This window comes from Paraburkholderia sp. LEh10 (genome assembly GCF_017814945.1).
GTDB lineage: Bacteria > Pseudomonadota > Gammaproteobacteria > Burkholderiales > Burkholderiaceae > Paraburkholderia.
Window position 1 is genome coordinate 1 of the sequence record NZ_JAGIPX010000038.1, and the last position, 15,764, is coordinate 15,764.

The 15,764-nt window shown below is 63.1% G+C and carries 14 protein-coding genes; 2 read left to right on the plus strand and 12 right to left on the minus strand.

What is annotated here, in order from left to right:
- Window positions 1-218 (minus strand): citrate/2-methylcitrate synthase (locus J8I87_RS27150; RefSeq protein ID WP_280923102.1); only part of this gene is annotated, 218 nt, incomplete at its 3' end.
- Window positions 219-237: 19 nt separating this feature from the next.
- Window positions 238-1,131: a methylisocitrate lyase gene (prpB, locus tag J8I87_RS27155; protein ID WP_209935156.1), complete on the minus strand. Its 894-nt coding sequence runs from the start codon at window positions 1,129-1,131 to the stop codon at window positions 238-240.
- Between the two features lie 197 nt (window positions 1,132-1,328).
- Here prpB and prpR point away from each other — a divergent pair, with 197 nt between their 5' ends.
- Window positions 1,329-3,278, plus strand: a complete 1,950-nt coding sequence (prpR, locus tag J8I87_RS27160) for a propionate catabolism operon regulatory protein PrpR (RefSeq protein WP_209935157.1) — start codon at window positions 1,329-1,331, stop codon at window positions 3,276-3,278.
- A gap of 21 nt (window positions 3,279-3,299) precedes the next feature.
- Here prpR and J8I87_RS27165 read toward each other — a convergent pair whose 3' ends face one another.
- The 9 genes from J8I87_RS27165 to J8I87_RS27205 form a co-directional block, all read right to left on the minus strand.
- Entirely contained in the window at window positions 3,300-3,878 is a 579-nt protein-coding gene (locus J8I87_RS27165) for a DUF4337 domain-containing protein (protein ID WP_209935158.1), read from the minus strand.
- Window positions 3,879-3,934: 56 nt separating this feature from the next.
- Entirely contained in the window at window positions 3,935-4,948 is a 1,014-nt protein-coding gene (locus J8I87_RS27170) for a helix-turn-helix domain-containing protein (protein WP_209935159.1), read from the minus strand.
- Window positions 4,949-5,331: 383 nt separating this feature from the next.
- Window positions 5,332-6,447: a glycosyltransferase gene (locus tag J8I87_RS27175; RefSeq protein WP_209935161.1), complete on the minus strand. Its 1,116-nt coding sequence runs from the start codon at window positions 6,445-6,447 to the stop codon at window positions 5,332-5,334.
- Between the two features lie 269 nt (window positions 6,448-6,716).
- Window positions 6,717-9,104 (minus strand): PIG-L family deacetylase, encoded by a 2,388-nt coding sequence (locus J8I87_RS27180; protein WP_209935163.1) that lies wholly within the window; start codon window positions 9,102-9,104, stop codon window positions 6,717-6,719.
- Between the two features lie 270 nt (window positions 9,105-9,374).
- Window positions 9,375-10,304, minus strand: coding sequence for a LysR family transcriptional regulator (locus J8I87_RS27185; RefSeq protein WP_209935164.1), 930 nt, complete (start codon window positions 10,302-10,304; stop codon window positions 9,375-9,377).
- 22 nt (window positions 10,305-10,326) lie between these two features.
- Entirely contained in the window at window positions 10,327-11,013 is a 687-nt protein-coding gene (locus tag J8I87_RS27190; RefSeq protein WP_209935165.1) for an EthD family reductase, read from the minus strand.
- Window positions 11,014-11,015: 2 nt separating this feature from the next.
- Window positions 11,016-11,555, minus strand: coding sequence for a 4-hydroxyphenylacetate 3-monooxygenase, reductase component (gene hpaC, locus J8I87_RS27195; protein WP_209935166.1), 540 nt, complete (start codon window positions 11,553-11,555; stop codon window positions 11,016-11,018).
- Between the two features lie 35 nt (window positions 11,556-11,590).
- Window positions 11,591-12,793, minus strand: coding sequence for an acyl-CoA dehydrogenase family protein (locus J8I87_RS27200; RefSeq protein ID WP_209935167.1), 1,203 nt, complete (start codon window positions 12,791-12,793; stop codon window positions 11,591-11,593).
- Window positions 12,794-12,826: 33 nt separating this feature from the next.
- On the minus strand, window positions 12,827-14,179 hold the full coding sequence (locus J8I87_RS27205) for an MFS transporter (RefSeq protein WP_209935168.1): 1,353 nt from the start codon (window positions 14,177-14,179) through the stop codon (window positions 12,827-12,829).
- A gap of 379 nt (window positions 14,180-14,558) precedes the next feature.
- Here J8I87_RS27205 and J8I87_RS27210 point away from each other — a divergent pair, with 379 nt between their 5' ends.
- A complete protein-coding gene (locus tag J8I87_RS27210; RefSeq protein ID WP_209935170.1) occupies window positions 14,559-14,696 on the plus strand; it encodes a hypothetical protein in 138 nt (45 codons plus the stop codon).
- 70 nt (window positions 14,697-14,766) lie between these two features.
- Here the strand turns inward: J8I87_RS27210 and J8I87_RS27215 are convergent, their stop codons facing one another.
- The gene (locus tag J8I87_RS27215) at window positions 14,767-15,696 is read right to left on the minus strand and encodes a LysR family transcriptional regulator (RefSeq protein WP_209935171.1); all 930 of its coding nucleotides are present in this window, start codon (window positions 15,694-15,696) and stop codon (window positions 14,767-14,769) included.
- Window positions 15,697-15,764: the final 68 nt, after the last annotated feature.

The following is a 15,764-nucleotide window of genomic DNA, read 5'->3' on the forward strand; positions in this document are numbered from 1 at the left end:
GCGTTCGGCAGCTTGCCGTGCACGAGCAGATACGCGACTTCCTCGAACTCGCACGCCCCCGCGATATCGAGGATGTCATAGCCGCGGTAGTGCAGGTCGTTACCCGTCTTGCCGACCGTGCACAGGGCGGTATTGCCCGCCGTCACGCCCGACAGGGCCACCGATTTTTTCGGCTTGAATGCACCCGTGGTCGGTGTGCCGTTGTCTGCTTCGCTCATGTGTCTTCCTCCAATTCGATTACTTCTTTGCGGCGAACAGCGCGTCGAGCTTGTCCTCGTACGCGTGATAGCCAAGGTATTTATACAGATCTTCGCGGGTCTGCATGGTCGGCACGGCGGCTTTTTGCGTGCCGTCGCGCAGCACCGTTTCGTAGAAATTCAGCGCAGCCGCGTTCATCGCGCGATACGCACCGCAGCAGTACAGCGCGATATCGACGTTCGAGTCGCGCAGTTCCGTCGTCGTGAAGAACGGCGTTGCGCCGAACTCGGTCAGGTTCGCGAGAATCGGCACCTTCACGGCGGCCTTGAAGCGCCGGTAATCGTCGAGCGTGCGCATTGCTTCCGGGAAGATCATGTCGGCGCCCGCTTCGACATAGGCGACGGCGCGCTCGATCGCGGCGTCGATGCTTTCGGAGGCGGCTGCGTCGGTGCGGGCCATGATGACGAACTGGTCGTCGGTGCGCGCATCGACGGCGGCCTTCACGCGGTCCACCATCTCTTCCTTCGCGACGACTTCCTTGTTCGGCCGATGCCCGCAGCGCTTCTGGCCGACCTGGTCTTCCAGATGGACGGCCGCGACGCCTGCCTTAATGAACGAGCGCACCGTGCGCGCGATATTGAATGCGCCGCCCCAGCCGGTGTCGATATCGACGAGCAGCGGCAGGTTGGTCGCATCGGTGATGCGGCGGGCGTCCGTCAGCACGTCGTCCATTGTGCTGATGCCCAGGTCGGGAATGCCGAGCGAGTTCGCGGCGACGCCGCCACCCGACAGGTACAGCGCCTTGAAGCCGACGGCTTCGGCCATCTTCGCGGCGTAGGCGGTGATCGCGCCGACCACCTGCAGCGGTTGTCCTTCTGCGACGGCCTGGCGGAACGCGGCGCCGGCGCTAGCGGGTTGTTTGGCTGTGTTCAATTTGAGGCTCCAGTGATTGCGGGCCGTTATCTGCAAGTGGCGTGCCAAGCTTGTCCGCCGCACTAAGTTGCTGATTTCGCGGCATGTGCGGCCAGACGGCAATTCGCGTGGATTTCAAAAGTGGAATTCACAGGTTTCTGCTCTGAAATTTGGCGCGCATAATAGCGCTGATCCGGCATCCGTACGTGGCAGCTTCCATGAGCACACCTTCCACCGTTTCGAACGCGCGCCCGCGCATCTGGGCGATGGGCATCAGCCGCTTGCGCGACCTGTTCGTCGATATCGCCAGCGAGTATGCGGGCCGCGCGGACTTGCGCGTGGTCGCGCGCGGGTTCGGGGACGCCGTGCAGGAGATCGAGGCGGCGGGCGGGGAGCGTCCCGATGTAATCGTCGCGGGCGGCTCGAACGGCGCGTATCTGAGGACGCGCGTGAACATGCCCGTGGTGGTGATCTCGCCGACGGGCTTCGACGTGATGCAGGCGCTCGCGCGCGCGCGGCGCGACGGCGGCACGGTGGCGCTCGTCACGCACGGCGAGACGCCCGACGAGGTCAAGCGCTTCACGGCCGCATACGGCATCGACGTGATCTACGCGTCGTACCGCTCCACCGAAGATGCGGAGAACTGCGTGCGCGAGCTGCGCGAACGCGGCGTGGATGCCGTAGTCGGGCCGGGGCACGTGACCGATCTCGCGGAGCGCGCCGGCATGGCGGCCGTGTTCCTGTATTCGCGCACGTCGGTGCGAGGCGCGTTCGATACCGCGCTCGAAGTCGCGCAGGCCACGCGCGCGGAAGGCGTGCGGCGGCAGCGTCTGGACAACCTGTTGCAGCACTTGCGCGATGGCGTCGTCGCGCTCGATGCGCAAGGGCGCGTCGAAGCGATCAACCAGCGTCTGGCGAGCGTGCTCGGCATCGACGCCGCGAACGCGGCGGGCGTGCCGCTGCAGCAACTTGCGCCCGATCTCGCCAACGCGCTGCCCGATACCGGCAGCGATACGCTCGTGTCCGTGCGCGGCGCGAGCTACGTCGTGCATCGCGGGCCGCTCGCGGGCGCCGGTCCCGCGGCGGGCACCGTGCTGACGTTCCAGGAATCGCGTGCCGTCGAACGGCTCGATCGCACGCTGCGTTCGCGGCAGCGCTCGCAGCAGTTCACCGCGCGTTACCGGCTCGATGATCTCGTAGGCGAATGTCCGTCGATCGAACGTGTGCGCACGCTCGTGCGGCGTTACGCGAAGTCCGACGCGACCGTGCTGATACTCGGCGAGAGCGGCACCGGCAAGGAGATGGTCGCGCAGAGCATGCATCATCTGAGCGCGCGGCGCGACTTCGCATTCGTCGCGATCAATTGCGGCGCGTTTCCGGAGGCGCTGCTGGAAAGCGAGCTGTTCGGCTACGACGAAGGCGCGTTCACGGGCGCGCGCAAGGGCGGCAAGGCCGGGCTGATCGAAGCGGCGCATCGCGGCACGCTGTTTCTCGATGAAATCGGCGAGATGCCGTTGCCGCTGCAAAGCCGCCTGTTGCGCGTGCTGCAGGAAAGGGAAGTGGTGCGGCTCGGCTCGACTGAGCCGACGCGCGTCGATATACGCGTCGTCGCGGCGACGCACCGGGCGCTGACGGAAGGCGTCGAAGCCGGGACGTTCCGCGCCGACCTCTACTATCGGTTGAACATCTTGAGCATTGCATTGCCGCCGCTGCGCGAGCGTACGGCGGACGTGATGCCGCTTGCGGCCGAACTGCTGCTGCAGGCTGCCGCGCGTGAGCCGCGACTCGCGGCGCGCGTGCCGGACCTGCAGGCGGCGACCCGCGTGCTCGCGCAGATCGGCGAACCGTTGCGCCGCTATGCATGGCCCGGCAACGTGCGTGAATTGCAGAATGTGATCGAACGGATCGCCGTCGAACTCGCCGACAGCGAAGGCAACGCGCACGACGAATTCACGCGCGACATGCTGGATGTCGTTGCGCCGGAACTATCCGCTTCATCGGAGCCGCGCAGGAAGGGCGCGCTGACGTTGCGCGAACGCAGCCGCCATGTCGAGGCGGATGAAATACGCGCGGTGCTGGCTGCTTGCGGCGGCGATCGCGATGCCGCGTGCAGGGCGCTCGGCATCAGCAAGACGACGTTATGGCGCAAGCTCAGCGCGGCGCAATGAGCGCCCGGCCGGTCGCCGCATTCACAATGCCATCAATGCGGAAAGGAAAAAGCCGACGGACACGACGGCCATGCCGATCGTCAGCTTCTGCAGCCAGCGTTTTTTCGTGAGCAGCGTGATCGCGGCGAGCGCGATCGAAATCTGGATCAGCGTCGTCGCCTGAGCCCAGCGGTGATGCTGGTGCTGCAAGGACTCGCTGACGCCGTTGTCCTTCGTCACCTGCTTTTCGAGTGACTCCGCCTGTTGGCGAATCGGTTCTTTCTCCGTCTTGTAGCGCTGCACGTCGGTGACGAACTTCGCGTGCGCGGCCGATGCGGGGTCCGTCAGCGCGGCGCCCAGTTCAGCGAGGTTCTGCTTTTCGCCCTTCGCCTGATAGTAGGCCCACTGGTTCGCGGCCTCCGTCTTGAGGATGGCTGCTTCGTTCTTGTAGAAGAGCGCGAGGTTTTCATTGGCGCCGCTCTGATAGGCGGCAATTGCGCCGACGCTCGCGAGAATGGCGGTCATGACCGCGATGCGCGACGCGCTGCTGTCGCTTCCGTGAGAACCTGCGTGTTCGATTGCGTGATCGTGTGGGCCGTGAACTTCGTATTCGTCGGACATCGTCGATTCGATGAATGGCAAAAGACGTCAGCATACCGCACTGCGCGGCGCGCAATTCAGCAATGCAGCCTGTGCTGTGCGCGATATTCGCTTGGCGAGGTCTTCATGTGCCGGCGGAAGCTTCGTGCGAGATGATCGCCGCTCGTCATGCCGGCGCGCTTGGCCACCTTGTCGACGGGCAGATCCGTTTCGGCCAGCAGGCTGCAGACGACCTGGAGCCGCGCATGCATCAGATAGTCGGAAGGCGTCATGCCGAGCTCGCTTCTGAAGTGGCGCAGCAGGCTGCGCTCACTCATCGCGGCGACCTGCGCGGCGTCTTCTATCGTCACCTGGCGGCGGCAGTTGTCCTGCAGCCAGTGCGCGGCCGCGCGCACTTTCTCCGCTGGCGTGCTGCCGACCACGTCCTCGAAGATCGCGTTCAGCATGTCGTGCGAGCAGATCGACAGACGGTCCGCGACACGGCGCGCGATGCTGTCGCCCATGTCGCGGCGGATCAGCTTCAGTGCGCCCGTCAGCGCGTCGTTGAGGCTTTGCATGCGCGTCTTGCAGTCGGCGCAAGGTCCGGCCGGATTGGTGTGCGCCGTGCAATCCGGGCCGTGCTCGCGGTCCTGGTCCGGACTGCGCTGCGTGCCGTAAGCGCGGCCTTCGGGCGCGCTCAGCGTCGCGCCCACCAGGCGGACATCGGCGGTCTTGGCGCGGGCACGGTTGATCCATGCGAGCAGCGGTATCGCATCGGAGTCGACGGTAGCGTCGCTGCCGACGACCGCGAAGATCGCGTCGAAATCATGCTGCATGTAGGTGTCGAATGCTTCCGCGCAGACGCGCAGTTCCGCGGAACTGACGATGTAGCCGTCGCGCGGCGCAAGCGTGGCGATCTGATATGACCACTGGATGGGACCTCGGGTTGACAGATCGCTCGCGATTTCCAGCGTGTTGGCGATCACGCTGGCGCTCAGCAGATCGAAGCCGTCGAACAGCACGAGGGCGACGTGCCGCAATCGACGGAGTATGTCGTCCATGCCCTCGGCGTCGTTCGGATCGGGTTTTTGAGGCGTTTGTGTGGACACCATTTTTTTCTTCCTAGCCTGAATGAACTGGACCGGAGCTCCGAATACCCGTCTCGATTCGAGAAGCATTTCCAGTCGATACCGTGATGCCATCGAGCCAAGGAATGCTTCGGTCCGCCCTCAATTTCTCATGCTGCCTTGGGCGACAAGTCCGAGAATGTGGGCGGGCGCACGCAGCACGCTACTTTCCAGACGAATCGCAGTGCGTGTGCATGACGCGGTTTGGAAGGCGATCGATCGGGGACCTGGCGCGCATCGTGCAGATCGCCCGTTGGCAGTGAGCGAGTGTGTCGTTCAGGCGGCGCGCATTGCCTAAACGAATCTGTCGACGCACATAGCGGTAAACGATTTACGCAGCGGTATTGTTCCCGCGCTCACATCGATGGCTAGTTGCTCTTCAAGCCCGCCATCGATGATCTTCTCGAGATGCGGCCCGAATCGAAGATGGTCTGCGCGATCTTCAGATAACTCTCCGCCGTGTCGTGCAACGTGTACCCATCCAGCGGACGATAGACGCGTGGCGCGCGCAGCGCATGAATCAGTGCGCGTGCATACACGGAAGGATTGTTCGTGTCGACGAGCGACACGCCCGGAAATTCGCGCGCAAATTCGAATGCTGCGATGCGGCTTGCGACGACGGGGATACCCGACGCGAGTGCTTCAAGAAAGCCGATGCTGTGCGCCTCCGTATGAGAAGGCATCGCGAACACGTGTGACGCCTGCAGGATCGCAGCGACATTCGTTGCCGGACCGCTCAACGCGACATGCTCAGCCAGATTCAGGCGATGCACGAGGTTCATCGCCTTGTCGTGATACACCTCGTCTTCGAGGACGCCGCATAGCAGCAATCGCGTATCAGGCTCGTGTTGCAGCACGATTTCAAACGCGCGAATGGTTTCGAGTTGCCCCTTGTCGGCGACATAGCGGCCCAACTGCACGATCTGTCGTGTCGCGCCACGTTCGGCGAAGCTCGATGGCGCCGCCGCATTCCGGAAGCGCGGCAGATCGACGCCATTGGGAATCACCGTCACGAGCGGGTGCGGGCCGACCTCGCGCAGATAGTCGTGCGTATTTTGCGGCGATACGCCGACGACCGCGCGGGCCCGATGCGACAACATGCGCTCGGCCCATCTCAGCTTCGGATTGGCGAAATCGTTGGAGCCCGAGTGCATCACATACACGACGGGCGCGGCATTCGGAAGCAGACGGACATAGAGCGCGGCAAGCGTTGCGTGCGCGATGATGATGTCCGGTCGAAATTGCCGTATGCAGCGACGCAGATGCATCAGGCGTCCCAACCTGCTCTGACGGGAGTCCGGAAAATCGCATAAGACATCCGCAGCCGCCAGTTCGCGGCGGCTGTCATCGAAGTCTGCCATTTGCGGTTGCATCGAGGCGATACAGACTTCGTGGCCTCCCTCCCTATGCTGGATCGCAAGACCCTTTGCCAGAATCTCCGCGCCAGACAGACGTGGCACATAGACGACTTGTAATATCCGCACTGGTCACCGTTTTGAATAGGTCTTGTACAAAGAGAGCCGGATCATCGATGTCTGACCGTTGTCTTCTCTCTCTTCTGCAGCGTACGGTTGCGTGGGTCGATCGTCAATTGTTGTGCTTCCCTTTCGTGCATATACCATAACCAATCGCACTTCCGACATTCGGTCAACCACTAGTCATTACTGGACACGCTTGCCCGTCGCTACATCATTTCCATTGCTTCTTCAATGCGGATGCGAGCGCTTTTCATTCAAAAAGATGCAATGCCTTTTTACTGGGTGAGACGCTCTCGCCACAATGTTTCCGAATACATCGCGGGAAGTTGTGAAAGTCCCATTGGAATAATTTGCATGTCATTTTCGTTAAAGGAGTACCGCGCCAGCGCGGCATTCCCTGCCGTAAAAAGCGTGTTGCTGAGTATCGCGTCGATTCGCTCGTAGAAGACGAGTGTCCTGCCGCTGCCGTCTTGCACGATCGACGGCGCCGCGTCCGCCCATCGGCGATCGCGCAGATAGCCGAGCAGAACGGGCGCCGATTCGGCATGCGCGAAGCGCCATCGCCATACGTCCACGCCGCCGGGTTCGGCAAAATGCGGCACCGTCATGACAAGCGCCGGGTCTTTGCCTGCATGGCTGTCGTCGATTGCAAAGCGCGTCGTGTCGAGTTCGAATTGCGACGGCAGGACAGACGTGGCTTCGATGGTCCAGTGCCCACTTGCTGCGCGCAGCGTCGTGACGGATATGTGCCGCCTGTCTTCGGCACGCTGAACGGCGACGAACGTCGAGGCATCGTCATGCGCGCTTTTCACTGCGAGCAACTTCACGTTGCCGTGCAGACGGTTGTCGTCGAGCACCCTGGTTTGTTCGACGATCCCCGTTTCGTTCGCGCCGACTGTCCATAGCTCGACGTGACCGGCTGATTGCTGCACCGTGACCAGTATGCTGGCGCGCGGCGTGTCAGCCGCCGAGGAGGACATGTATTGCTGAACGCGATCGGCGGGCATTCGCCCGTCGCTCTGAAACCACAGAACGGGCGCGGCGAATCCGCTGCCCGTGCTGCGCAACAGCCAGAAGGCGGAACCGCCGTTTCTCGGCGTGACGGCCATCAGATCCGCGCGACCGTCGCCATCGAAGTCGCCGACGACGAAGCGCGCGCTGTCGAAGCACAGCGTATCGGCGCCGCATGTCGGCGTCGTCGCGCGGCTATCGAAAGGCACCGCGTTTGCGTACCAGCTCGCGCCGCCGCCGGCTCTGTTCAACGGCTGTACGTAGACGTCGAAGCCGGGGCCGTCGGCGCGTCGTTGAACATAGACGGCCGAAGGCATGCCGCTGCCCGTCAGGTCGCCGTACATCGCGCCTGCGAGGCGCAGATCGGTGGCCGACGTCGGACGCGCCGTCGACCATCTGTATCGGGTGGTGAGCGACGCGCACCCGCGAACGTGAAGCCGGCCGCTTTCTTCTCCAAGGCAACGCCGCGACGGCGTAAAGATCAGACCAAAGTCCCACGGCGTCCACCGTTGCGACGGGTTCCATTCTTCGCATGGCGCTTGCGTCAACCTGCCGTCGTCTTCCGTGACGCATTGTCCCGTGGCGGCGGAGACGAGCGCCGCATTGTGCTGATTGCCCGCATACGTCGCTCTCGGTTCCCACTTCCATTGCTGGGCGATGGAATCGTCGCACCGCGCGAGTTCGGGCTCGCGATCGTTGCCTCGCGAGGTCAGGCATTCGCTCGACGCTATGTTGAACAGCACGGAAGGAAGGGCGACGAAATCCGGTGTCGGGCGGCTGGTGCTGTCGTTGCGCGCGTACCGGCGCAAGACCCAGTTGCCGTCCCATTGGTACTCGCCGAACACGTGGGCCGTATCGCCGCCGTCGATCGAGAAATAGCTCGCCGTGACGTCGCGCTTGCGCTGCGCTTCTTCGCCGAACAGGGCAGGCGGCCAGTTTCCCGTCGGATAGGTGATGTAGTACGCGATGGGAATGGACCGGCCCAGGGTTTGCCCGATGTGCCGGGTGATACGTGCGGCATAGATGTGATCGGGGTGCTCGATGAACGGCACGGTGTCCGGGTTGAGCGTGTCGATCTTCGTGGCGTCCTGCAGTATCGCGTGGAGGACGGCGGAGAGCGAATCGCGCGCGTAACGCGCGGGCGCGATGTCGCCGCGCCCCATCGGGTAGGTCGTCAGCGTGGCGCCCTGGTCCCAGAGCAACGCGAGCGGCACGCGGCCGCCGCGAACTGCGCCGCCAGGAAGACGAAGCTCGAGAAGCTGCACGCGAGGCTGCGCCTTCAGCGTCAGTTGAAACACTGGCTTGCCCGCGATCCGCACCGTCGACTCGTCCCAATCGTTGCGCACGCCCGCAAGCCGTGCATACGCCAGCCGCGATGCCTCTTCGCGCTTTTGCACATACGCGAAACTGGCGCCGTTGGCGCCGCCGATCAGATGAACTGTGGTCACGCACCATCCTGCCCGCAATTGCTCGCCGATCGACGGTTCGACGAACAGCAGGTCGTCGTCGAGATGCGCGACCACCGTGACGAGACGGCCCGCGCGGCAGTCGGCGGAAGCAGCATGGGCAGTCCCGGCAAGCGCGAAATAGCCGAAGAGAAGAAAAAGGAAAAAGCGCGACAGCCTGCCGGAATCGAATCGCGACATGTTCATATGTTTAACGTTTTCTCTGTCTTCCAGGTGTTCTTTCCGACAGCCGTCAACGGATGAAACAATAGCTTTTAAACGTCTATTATTCCCGGCTGCAAGCCGCTTACGAATCGAAAGCGATTCAACCTTTTAGGCCAGGGCCGGCGTGAAATGAGCAATTCCAATTTGAACACAAAGCTCAGTCGATATTCGTGAACCGTCTTTTAAGAGAGAGCAGTCGGCGGCTAAATACGCCTTTTAACCAGAAAGAAAAGCAAATCACGGCAGCGAATTTCATCTGGGCCTGCGATCCGAGGCCGAGAACATCTCGCAGATTGCTTCGCGCAACCACGCAATGCCGGGATCGGCGGAGAACTGGACGTGCGTATGGACCTGAATCTCGATGGGCGGCAACGAGAAAGGCAGAGGCAGGATGCGAAACGCCTTGCTGCGATTGAAGCGCTGCGCAATGCTCTTCGGGAAAATGACGGCGAGATCCGTATTCTGAACGATTTCAGGCGCGACCACGAAATGCGGCAAGCGCACTACGATGTCGCGGCGCAGATTCAATTCTTCCAGCCATTGCTCGACCATCCGGTGACCCGTGGCATTCGAGCTCGCGTACACATAGCGCAGGCGGGCAAGGTCTTCCCTGGTCGGATGCCGCCTGCGCAATGGATGGCCCGCCCTGACCACGCACACGTGTTCGTCGACGAATAGCGTCGTGCTCACGCACGCGGGGTCGAGTCCCGGCACATAGCCGAGCGCGAGATCGATCTCTCCGCTGCGCATTGCGGCGCTCACGGAATCGACGGAGAAGTTCGCGACCTCGATCCGGATGCCGGGCGCCGTGCGATCGATCATCGCCAGCAACGGCGGAAGGAAATAGAACTCCGACATGTCCGACATCGAGATGCGGAAGACGCGATGCGCTGTCGCGGGGTCGAACCTGGCCAACTGCTGAACCGCGACGTTGATGATGCCGATTGCCTGCGTGAGGGGACTCTGCAAACGGAGGGCGGCATCCGTGGGCACCATGCCCGTTGGCGTGCGGACGAAAAGCGGATCGTCGAATAGCGTGCGCAAGCGGCGCAGCGCATGACTGACGGCGGGCTGCGTGAGCCCGAGGCGCTCGCCCGCGGCCGTCAGGCTGCGTAAATCCGAAATGGCCAGGAACACGCGCAGAAGATTCAGATCGGTGATGCCGGGCGGCGTCTTTGTCATGTCGCGTCCTTGGTCGGCTCGGTCACTCCTGCGTCAGATTACTGTAAATGCTGCGCATCGGGTAATGCGGGGTGGCCCCGCTATACGGCGGAAACGAATCGAAGTCGTGCTTCATCTGCACGCGGATGGGAGAGGCGAGCGCGGCATTGAGCGAAGCGAGGTCATCGAACACGACCTTGTTTCGCTGCATGGCCGTCGCGCGCGCATGACGCAACTGGGAGCGGTTGTCGATCCGCGTGTAGATTTCCAGTTCGCGTATGCCGGGCAGCTGCGTCATCAGCGGCGGATGATTTGTCATGTAATGCGTGAGCCATGCATTGAAATCGACAGCATCGCCTTCGTAGCTGACGAGATAGGTGCAACGCTCGCCGAGTGCATCCGGTCGATGTCGGTGCGGCGCGATGAATCGGCGCACGGCCATCGCCTGCTGGCGCAATGTGACGTTGCTTGCGCAACGGGCGATGATATCGGCGGCGGCGTGTAGCGCGCCTTTTGTGTCGAGGGCTGCCTCCAGCAGATCGAGATCGTCGAAATACCATTGCGTGACGCAACACGGTGCTCGTGTGTCCTGCCCTGAAGGCAGATGCAGTACGAAGCGGCGCAGTCCTTCGACTTCGCGCGCGGCGGATTGCAAGCGGGAAATGCGCGTCCCGTCGAAAGCGGAATGGCCGCGCGCGGCATCGCCGGCAAGAAAGAAGCAGACCTCCACGGCTACCTCGCGAATTGCGTGGAAGAAGCGCCGGCGCTCGCAGCGGCGGACCGCGCAAGACGATGAAACTGCCGGGCGAAATAGATGAGGCCGTCGCCGTCCGCGCGAATCGAGACGTCGTCGATCCGCACGAACATGACGGAATGCGATCCGACCGTCTTCAGTTCGACGATCGACCCTTCGAGGTTCGCAATCGCGTGCGACAGCACGGGCGCGGCCGAACGTCCGGCTTTCCACGCATGGCGTGCGAAGCGCTCCGCCATCGTGCACGCCGTCATGCCAGCGAAATCGCGCGCGAGATCCTGATACTCGCCGGCAAGAACGTTGATGCACACGCTACGGTTTTCGCGCAGAACGTCGTGCACGTAGCTGGCCTGGTTGATACAGACGAGCATGGTCGGCGGCGAGTCGGTCACCGAGCAGACGGCGCTCGCGGTGAGTCCGCAACGCCCGCTCGGACCGTCGGTGGTGATGACGTTGACGGCTGCGGGCAGGCACGCCATCGCGTCGCGAAAGCGCCGCTTCGTCTCTTTGTTCGTCATGGCTGGCTCCTCGTGTTCAGAATGCACGCATTGAATTACGGATACGGCGTGACGGGCGCAATGCCGACGAACAGCGCGCCCGACGCGTCATAGGTGCCTTCACCGAGGAACGCATGCTGCGTCACGACCATCGAATCGCGCACCAGACGCTGCAGCCGGTTTTCGTGGTAAATCGCCACGATGCCGGCCATCTGGTATGCCTGCATCACGACCTCCGCGCAGACCTGCGCGGCATGCGTCGCGCTCAGCCGCATCAGATTGGCCTGGCCTGGCGTGACGGGGTCGCCCTCGATGATCGTGTCCCATGCGGCTTGCGCGGACTCGTAGAAGAACGCCCGCGCGCTGCGCCATTGCGCTTCCGCTTTCGCAAGCCCCGAACGGTAATAGCCGCGATCGGCGAGACGCGGCGCGCCTGTCATGGTTTTGGTCGCACCCGACATGTCCGTCACCAGGTCGAGCGCGGCGCGCGCAAGGCCGACGTTGACGGCCGCATGCACCTGGGCCTGGTACGCGACGGCGGGATAGCGGTACAGCGGCTCGTCGATCAGTGCGTTGTCGCCGCGCACGAAGGTCCATTGCGTATCGACGAATTTGTCGCGCAGGCGCAGATCGTGACTGCCTGTGCCCTGCATGCCGACGACGTTCCAGTTGTCGACGATCTCGACCTCGCTTGCCGGAAACACGGCCGTGAACGGCTTGCCGCCGCCCGCCCCCGCGGGCGTGCCGCCGATGCCGACGCCGATCCAGTCGGCGCCCTTGCAGCCGCTCGCGAAGCGCCACTGGCCGTTCACCCTGTAGCCGCCCGGCACTTCGATCGCGGGTTGCAGCGGATAGAGACCACCCGCGAAAACCTGGTCGGGTCCTTTCGCGTAGATCTGCTGCTGGGTTTCGACAGGGAGCGACGCGAGATAGGTATTCGCCGAGCCGAATGCGGCGACCCATGCCGTCGAGCCATCCGCGATCGCGATACGTTCGAGCATCTCCAGAAAGCGCGGCGGCGGCAGTGCATCGCCGCCGAAACGGCGCGGCGTGCTCGCGCGATAGATGCCCGCGCGCTTCATCTTCGCGATCATGTCGCGCGGCACGTGTGAGAGCCCGTCGAACTCGTCGCGTCTGCGCTCGATTTCTTCGATCAGAACATCGAGCGAAATGGGACCGGCATACTCGGGGTACGGTTCGCGCGGCTCGATGACGCGCGGCTCATGGGCGAACGTCGAAGTGCTGTGAAGGCTTTGCATGATCTATACGAATCGGTTGAAGTGGACGGACCATCAGGCGATGACGGGTTCTGCGCCTTGTCTTGCCTGGAGGCGCGCGGCTCGGGGAAACGTTTCAGGCGCGATGCAGGTCGCGATCACCGTCACCATGCCGAGCGCGACGAGGTAGATGGCGACGGGCGTGGCGCTGCGATAGTGGGCGAGCAGTGCGGTGGCGATCATCGGCGAGAGTCCGCCGCCGAGCACCGAAGAAATCTCGCGTCCGATGCCAAGGCCCGAGAAGCGCAGATGCACGGGCAGCAATTCGCTGATGAACGCGGGCTGCGCGCCTTCCAGAATGCCGAGCGTGATGCTGTTGGCGAGAATGAGCGCAGCGATGACTTTCCATAGCACGCCTGAACTGAGCAGCGCGAAGTACGGATAGGCGACCAGCACCATCGCAATGGCACCCGCGAGGTACACCGGCTTGCGGCCGATCTTGTCGGTGACACGTCCCATCAGCAGCGACACGGGGATCATCAGCAGCATCGACAGCGTGAGTCCGCTCAGAATCCACGTCGACTTGATGCCGAGAAACTGGCCATACGCGATCGAGAAAGCGAAGAAGAGATACGACGCGCCACCTTCGCCAAAGCGCAGGGCGAACACGGTGAGCACCTGGCGCGAACAACGGCGCAGCACTTCGACGACGGGCATGCGGCTTTCGCGCTGCGTCGCCCTGACTTCGACGAATTCGGCGCTTTCGTCGACGCTGCGGCGCATCCAGAGGCCGAGCGCGACGAGCACCACGCTGCACAGGAACGGCACGCGCCAGCCCCAGCCGAGAAAGTCCGCGGGCGACAACGTCTGGGCGAGCAGGAACGCGGCCGTCGACAGCACGAAGCCGAATGCCGCGCCGCAAGGGCTCCACGCTGCGAATGCGCCGCGTTTCGAGGCGGGCGCGCTTTCGTGGATCATCAGAATGCTGCCGCTCCATTCGCCGCCTGCAGCGAGACCTTGAAGAATGCGCAGCAGCACGAGACCGATGGGCGCCGCGATGCCGATCTGCTGATAGGTCGGCAGCAAGCCCATGCAAACGGTGGCAACGCCCATCGTGAGCAGCGTGAGCATCATCACCGTCTTGCGTCCGTAGCGGTCGCCGATATGACCGCACAGCACGCCGCCGAAAGGACGCGCAATGAAGCCGACCGTGAAGCCGCCGAACGCGGCAATCGTGCCCGTCAACGGATCGCTGCCGACGGGAAAAAACAGCTTGCCGAATACGAGCGCGGCGGCCGTTCCATAGAGAAAGAAGTCGTACCACTCGAGTATCTGGCCGAGCACGGCCGTCGTTATCGCACGGCGCACCGTGCTCGTCGTGCGTGCGCGGGGTGAAGGGGCAAGCGTGGCTGTCGCGTGAGGATTCATGGCATGGGCAGAGCAAGACGTTGAAGATCCCGCTTCCCGAGTGATTCACGGGCGGGGCGACGTGGCGAATCGGACAGGCATGGGCGAACGATATGGGTGCGTCAATTTGCCGTCAAATTCAGGCCAAAAATGCGCGACATAAATGGCGTTCATGATCATTTGCGCGGTGACGTAGCGAATAAAACCCGCTTATCGCGCGCGTTCTATTCGCTTGATTTGAGCGTGCGTAAAGGCGGAATCGGATTGCGTTTCACACGAGCCGTATTCGAGCGAGGTGGTGTGAAGTCTGTACGTCGCGCTATTGAATCGACGCACGCCGCGTTTGGAATTCGCACGGCTTCATTCTGCTGGTGCATCAATTCATTAAATAAAGTCGTTGATGCATTTAGATGAAACGGGCTCGGTGGGCGCGAGCCGTCTGTGCGCGATGCTGGCGAAGCGCGCGAACGGCGCTGACGCGCACGCGCCGCGAGAACAGCCGACGGCGTTGAGACTGTCGGCCGTCACGCGCAAGTGAAAGGCGCTGTGAGACGCGCTGTGAGACGCGCTGGCCCGCAGCGAGCATGTCTCGCGGCACCGAAAAGACGCTAGCGGCTGTCGGCTTCGTCACGCTGCGCAAACATCGGCATCTCGCGCAAGATCCAATCGAGCAATGCGTTGGCCGCGGCCGCGAGAGGCCGCCCCGACTTCACGAGCAGCCTCGCCTTCGCGCCCTTGAACAAAGGATGATCGATCGGCACGATCGCAAGCTCGCCCGCGACGAGTTCGCGGTAAGCAGCAAACTCGCCGATCAGCGTGACGCCGTCGCCATGCGCGACGAAGCGCTTGAGAGCAGTCAGTGAATTGCTGGTGAGCGTCGGGCGAATCTCGATGTTTTCGGCGAATTCCAGCATTTTTGCGGCATGGCCGATGCCGAACGTGGCGGGCATCAGCGCGAGCGGCCATGCGAGCAGATCGTTTACGCTGGCGACGCCGCGCAGGGCCAACGGATGATCGCGCCTCACCAGCAGCACGACGGGCTGCGCCGAGCTCGCGCGGTACTCGATGCGCGGGTGCGGCGGCGGATTGTACGCAAGCCCGATATGCGCGCGGCTTTCCGCGACCCGGCTCAGCAGGTCGTCGACGGCGAGAATTTCGAGGTCGATGTCGAGCTTCGGGTACTTCGCGCAGAACGGCGTGATCACTTCCTCGACGAGCGGATCGACATAACCTTCGCTGACGGCCAGTTGCACACTGCCTTGCTGAAGTCCCTTCAGCAGGTGCAACTGGTCTTCGAGCTTTTCCTGCTGCGACCGGTATCCGCGCCAGAACTCAAGCAGATGCGCGGCCGCCTCGGTCGGCTTGACACCGCGCGCCTCGCGCTCGAACAGCGTCGTATCGAGCTCCTCCTCCAGCAGCCTGATCTGGCGCGTGATGACGGACGGCGACGTGTTGAGGCTGTCCGCCGCGCCGCGAATGGTCCCGTGCGACAGGACCTCGTGGAAGTAGCGCAGCCGTTGCTGGTTGATTTCGCGCATGACGGGCGTCTCCGGAAAGGTGTGTTGCTCGCGAGGCAACGAAGTGTGAACTTAGTTGCTCTTGCTCG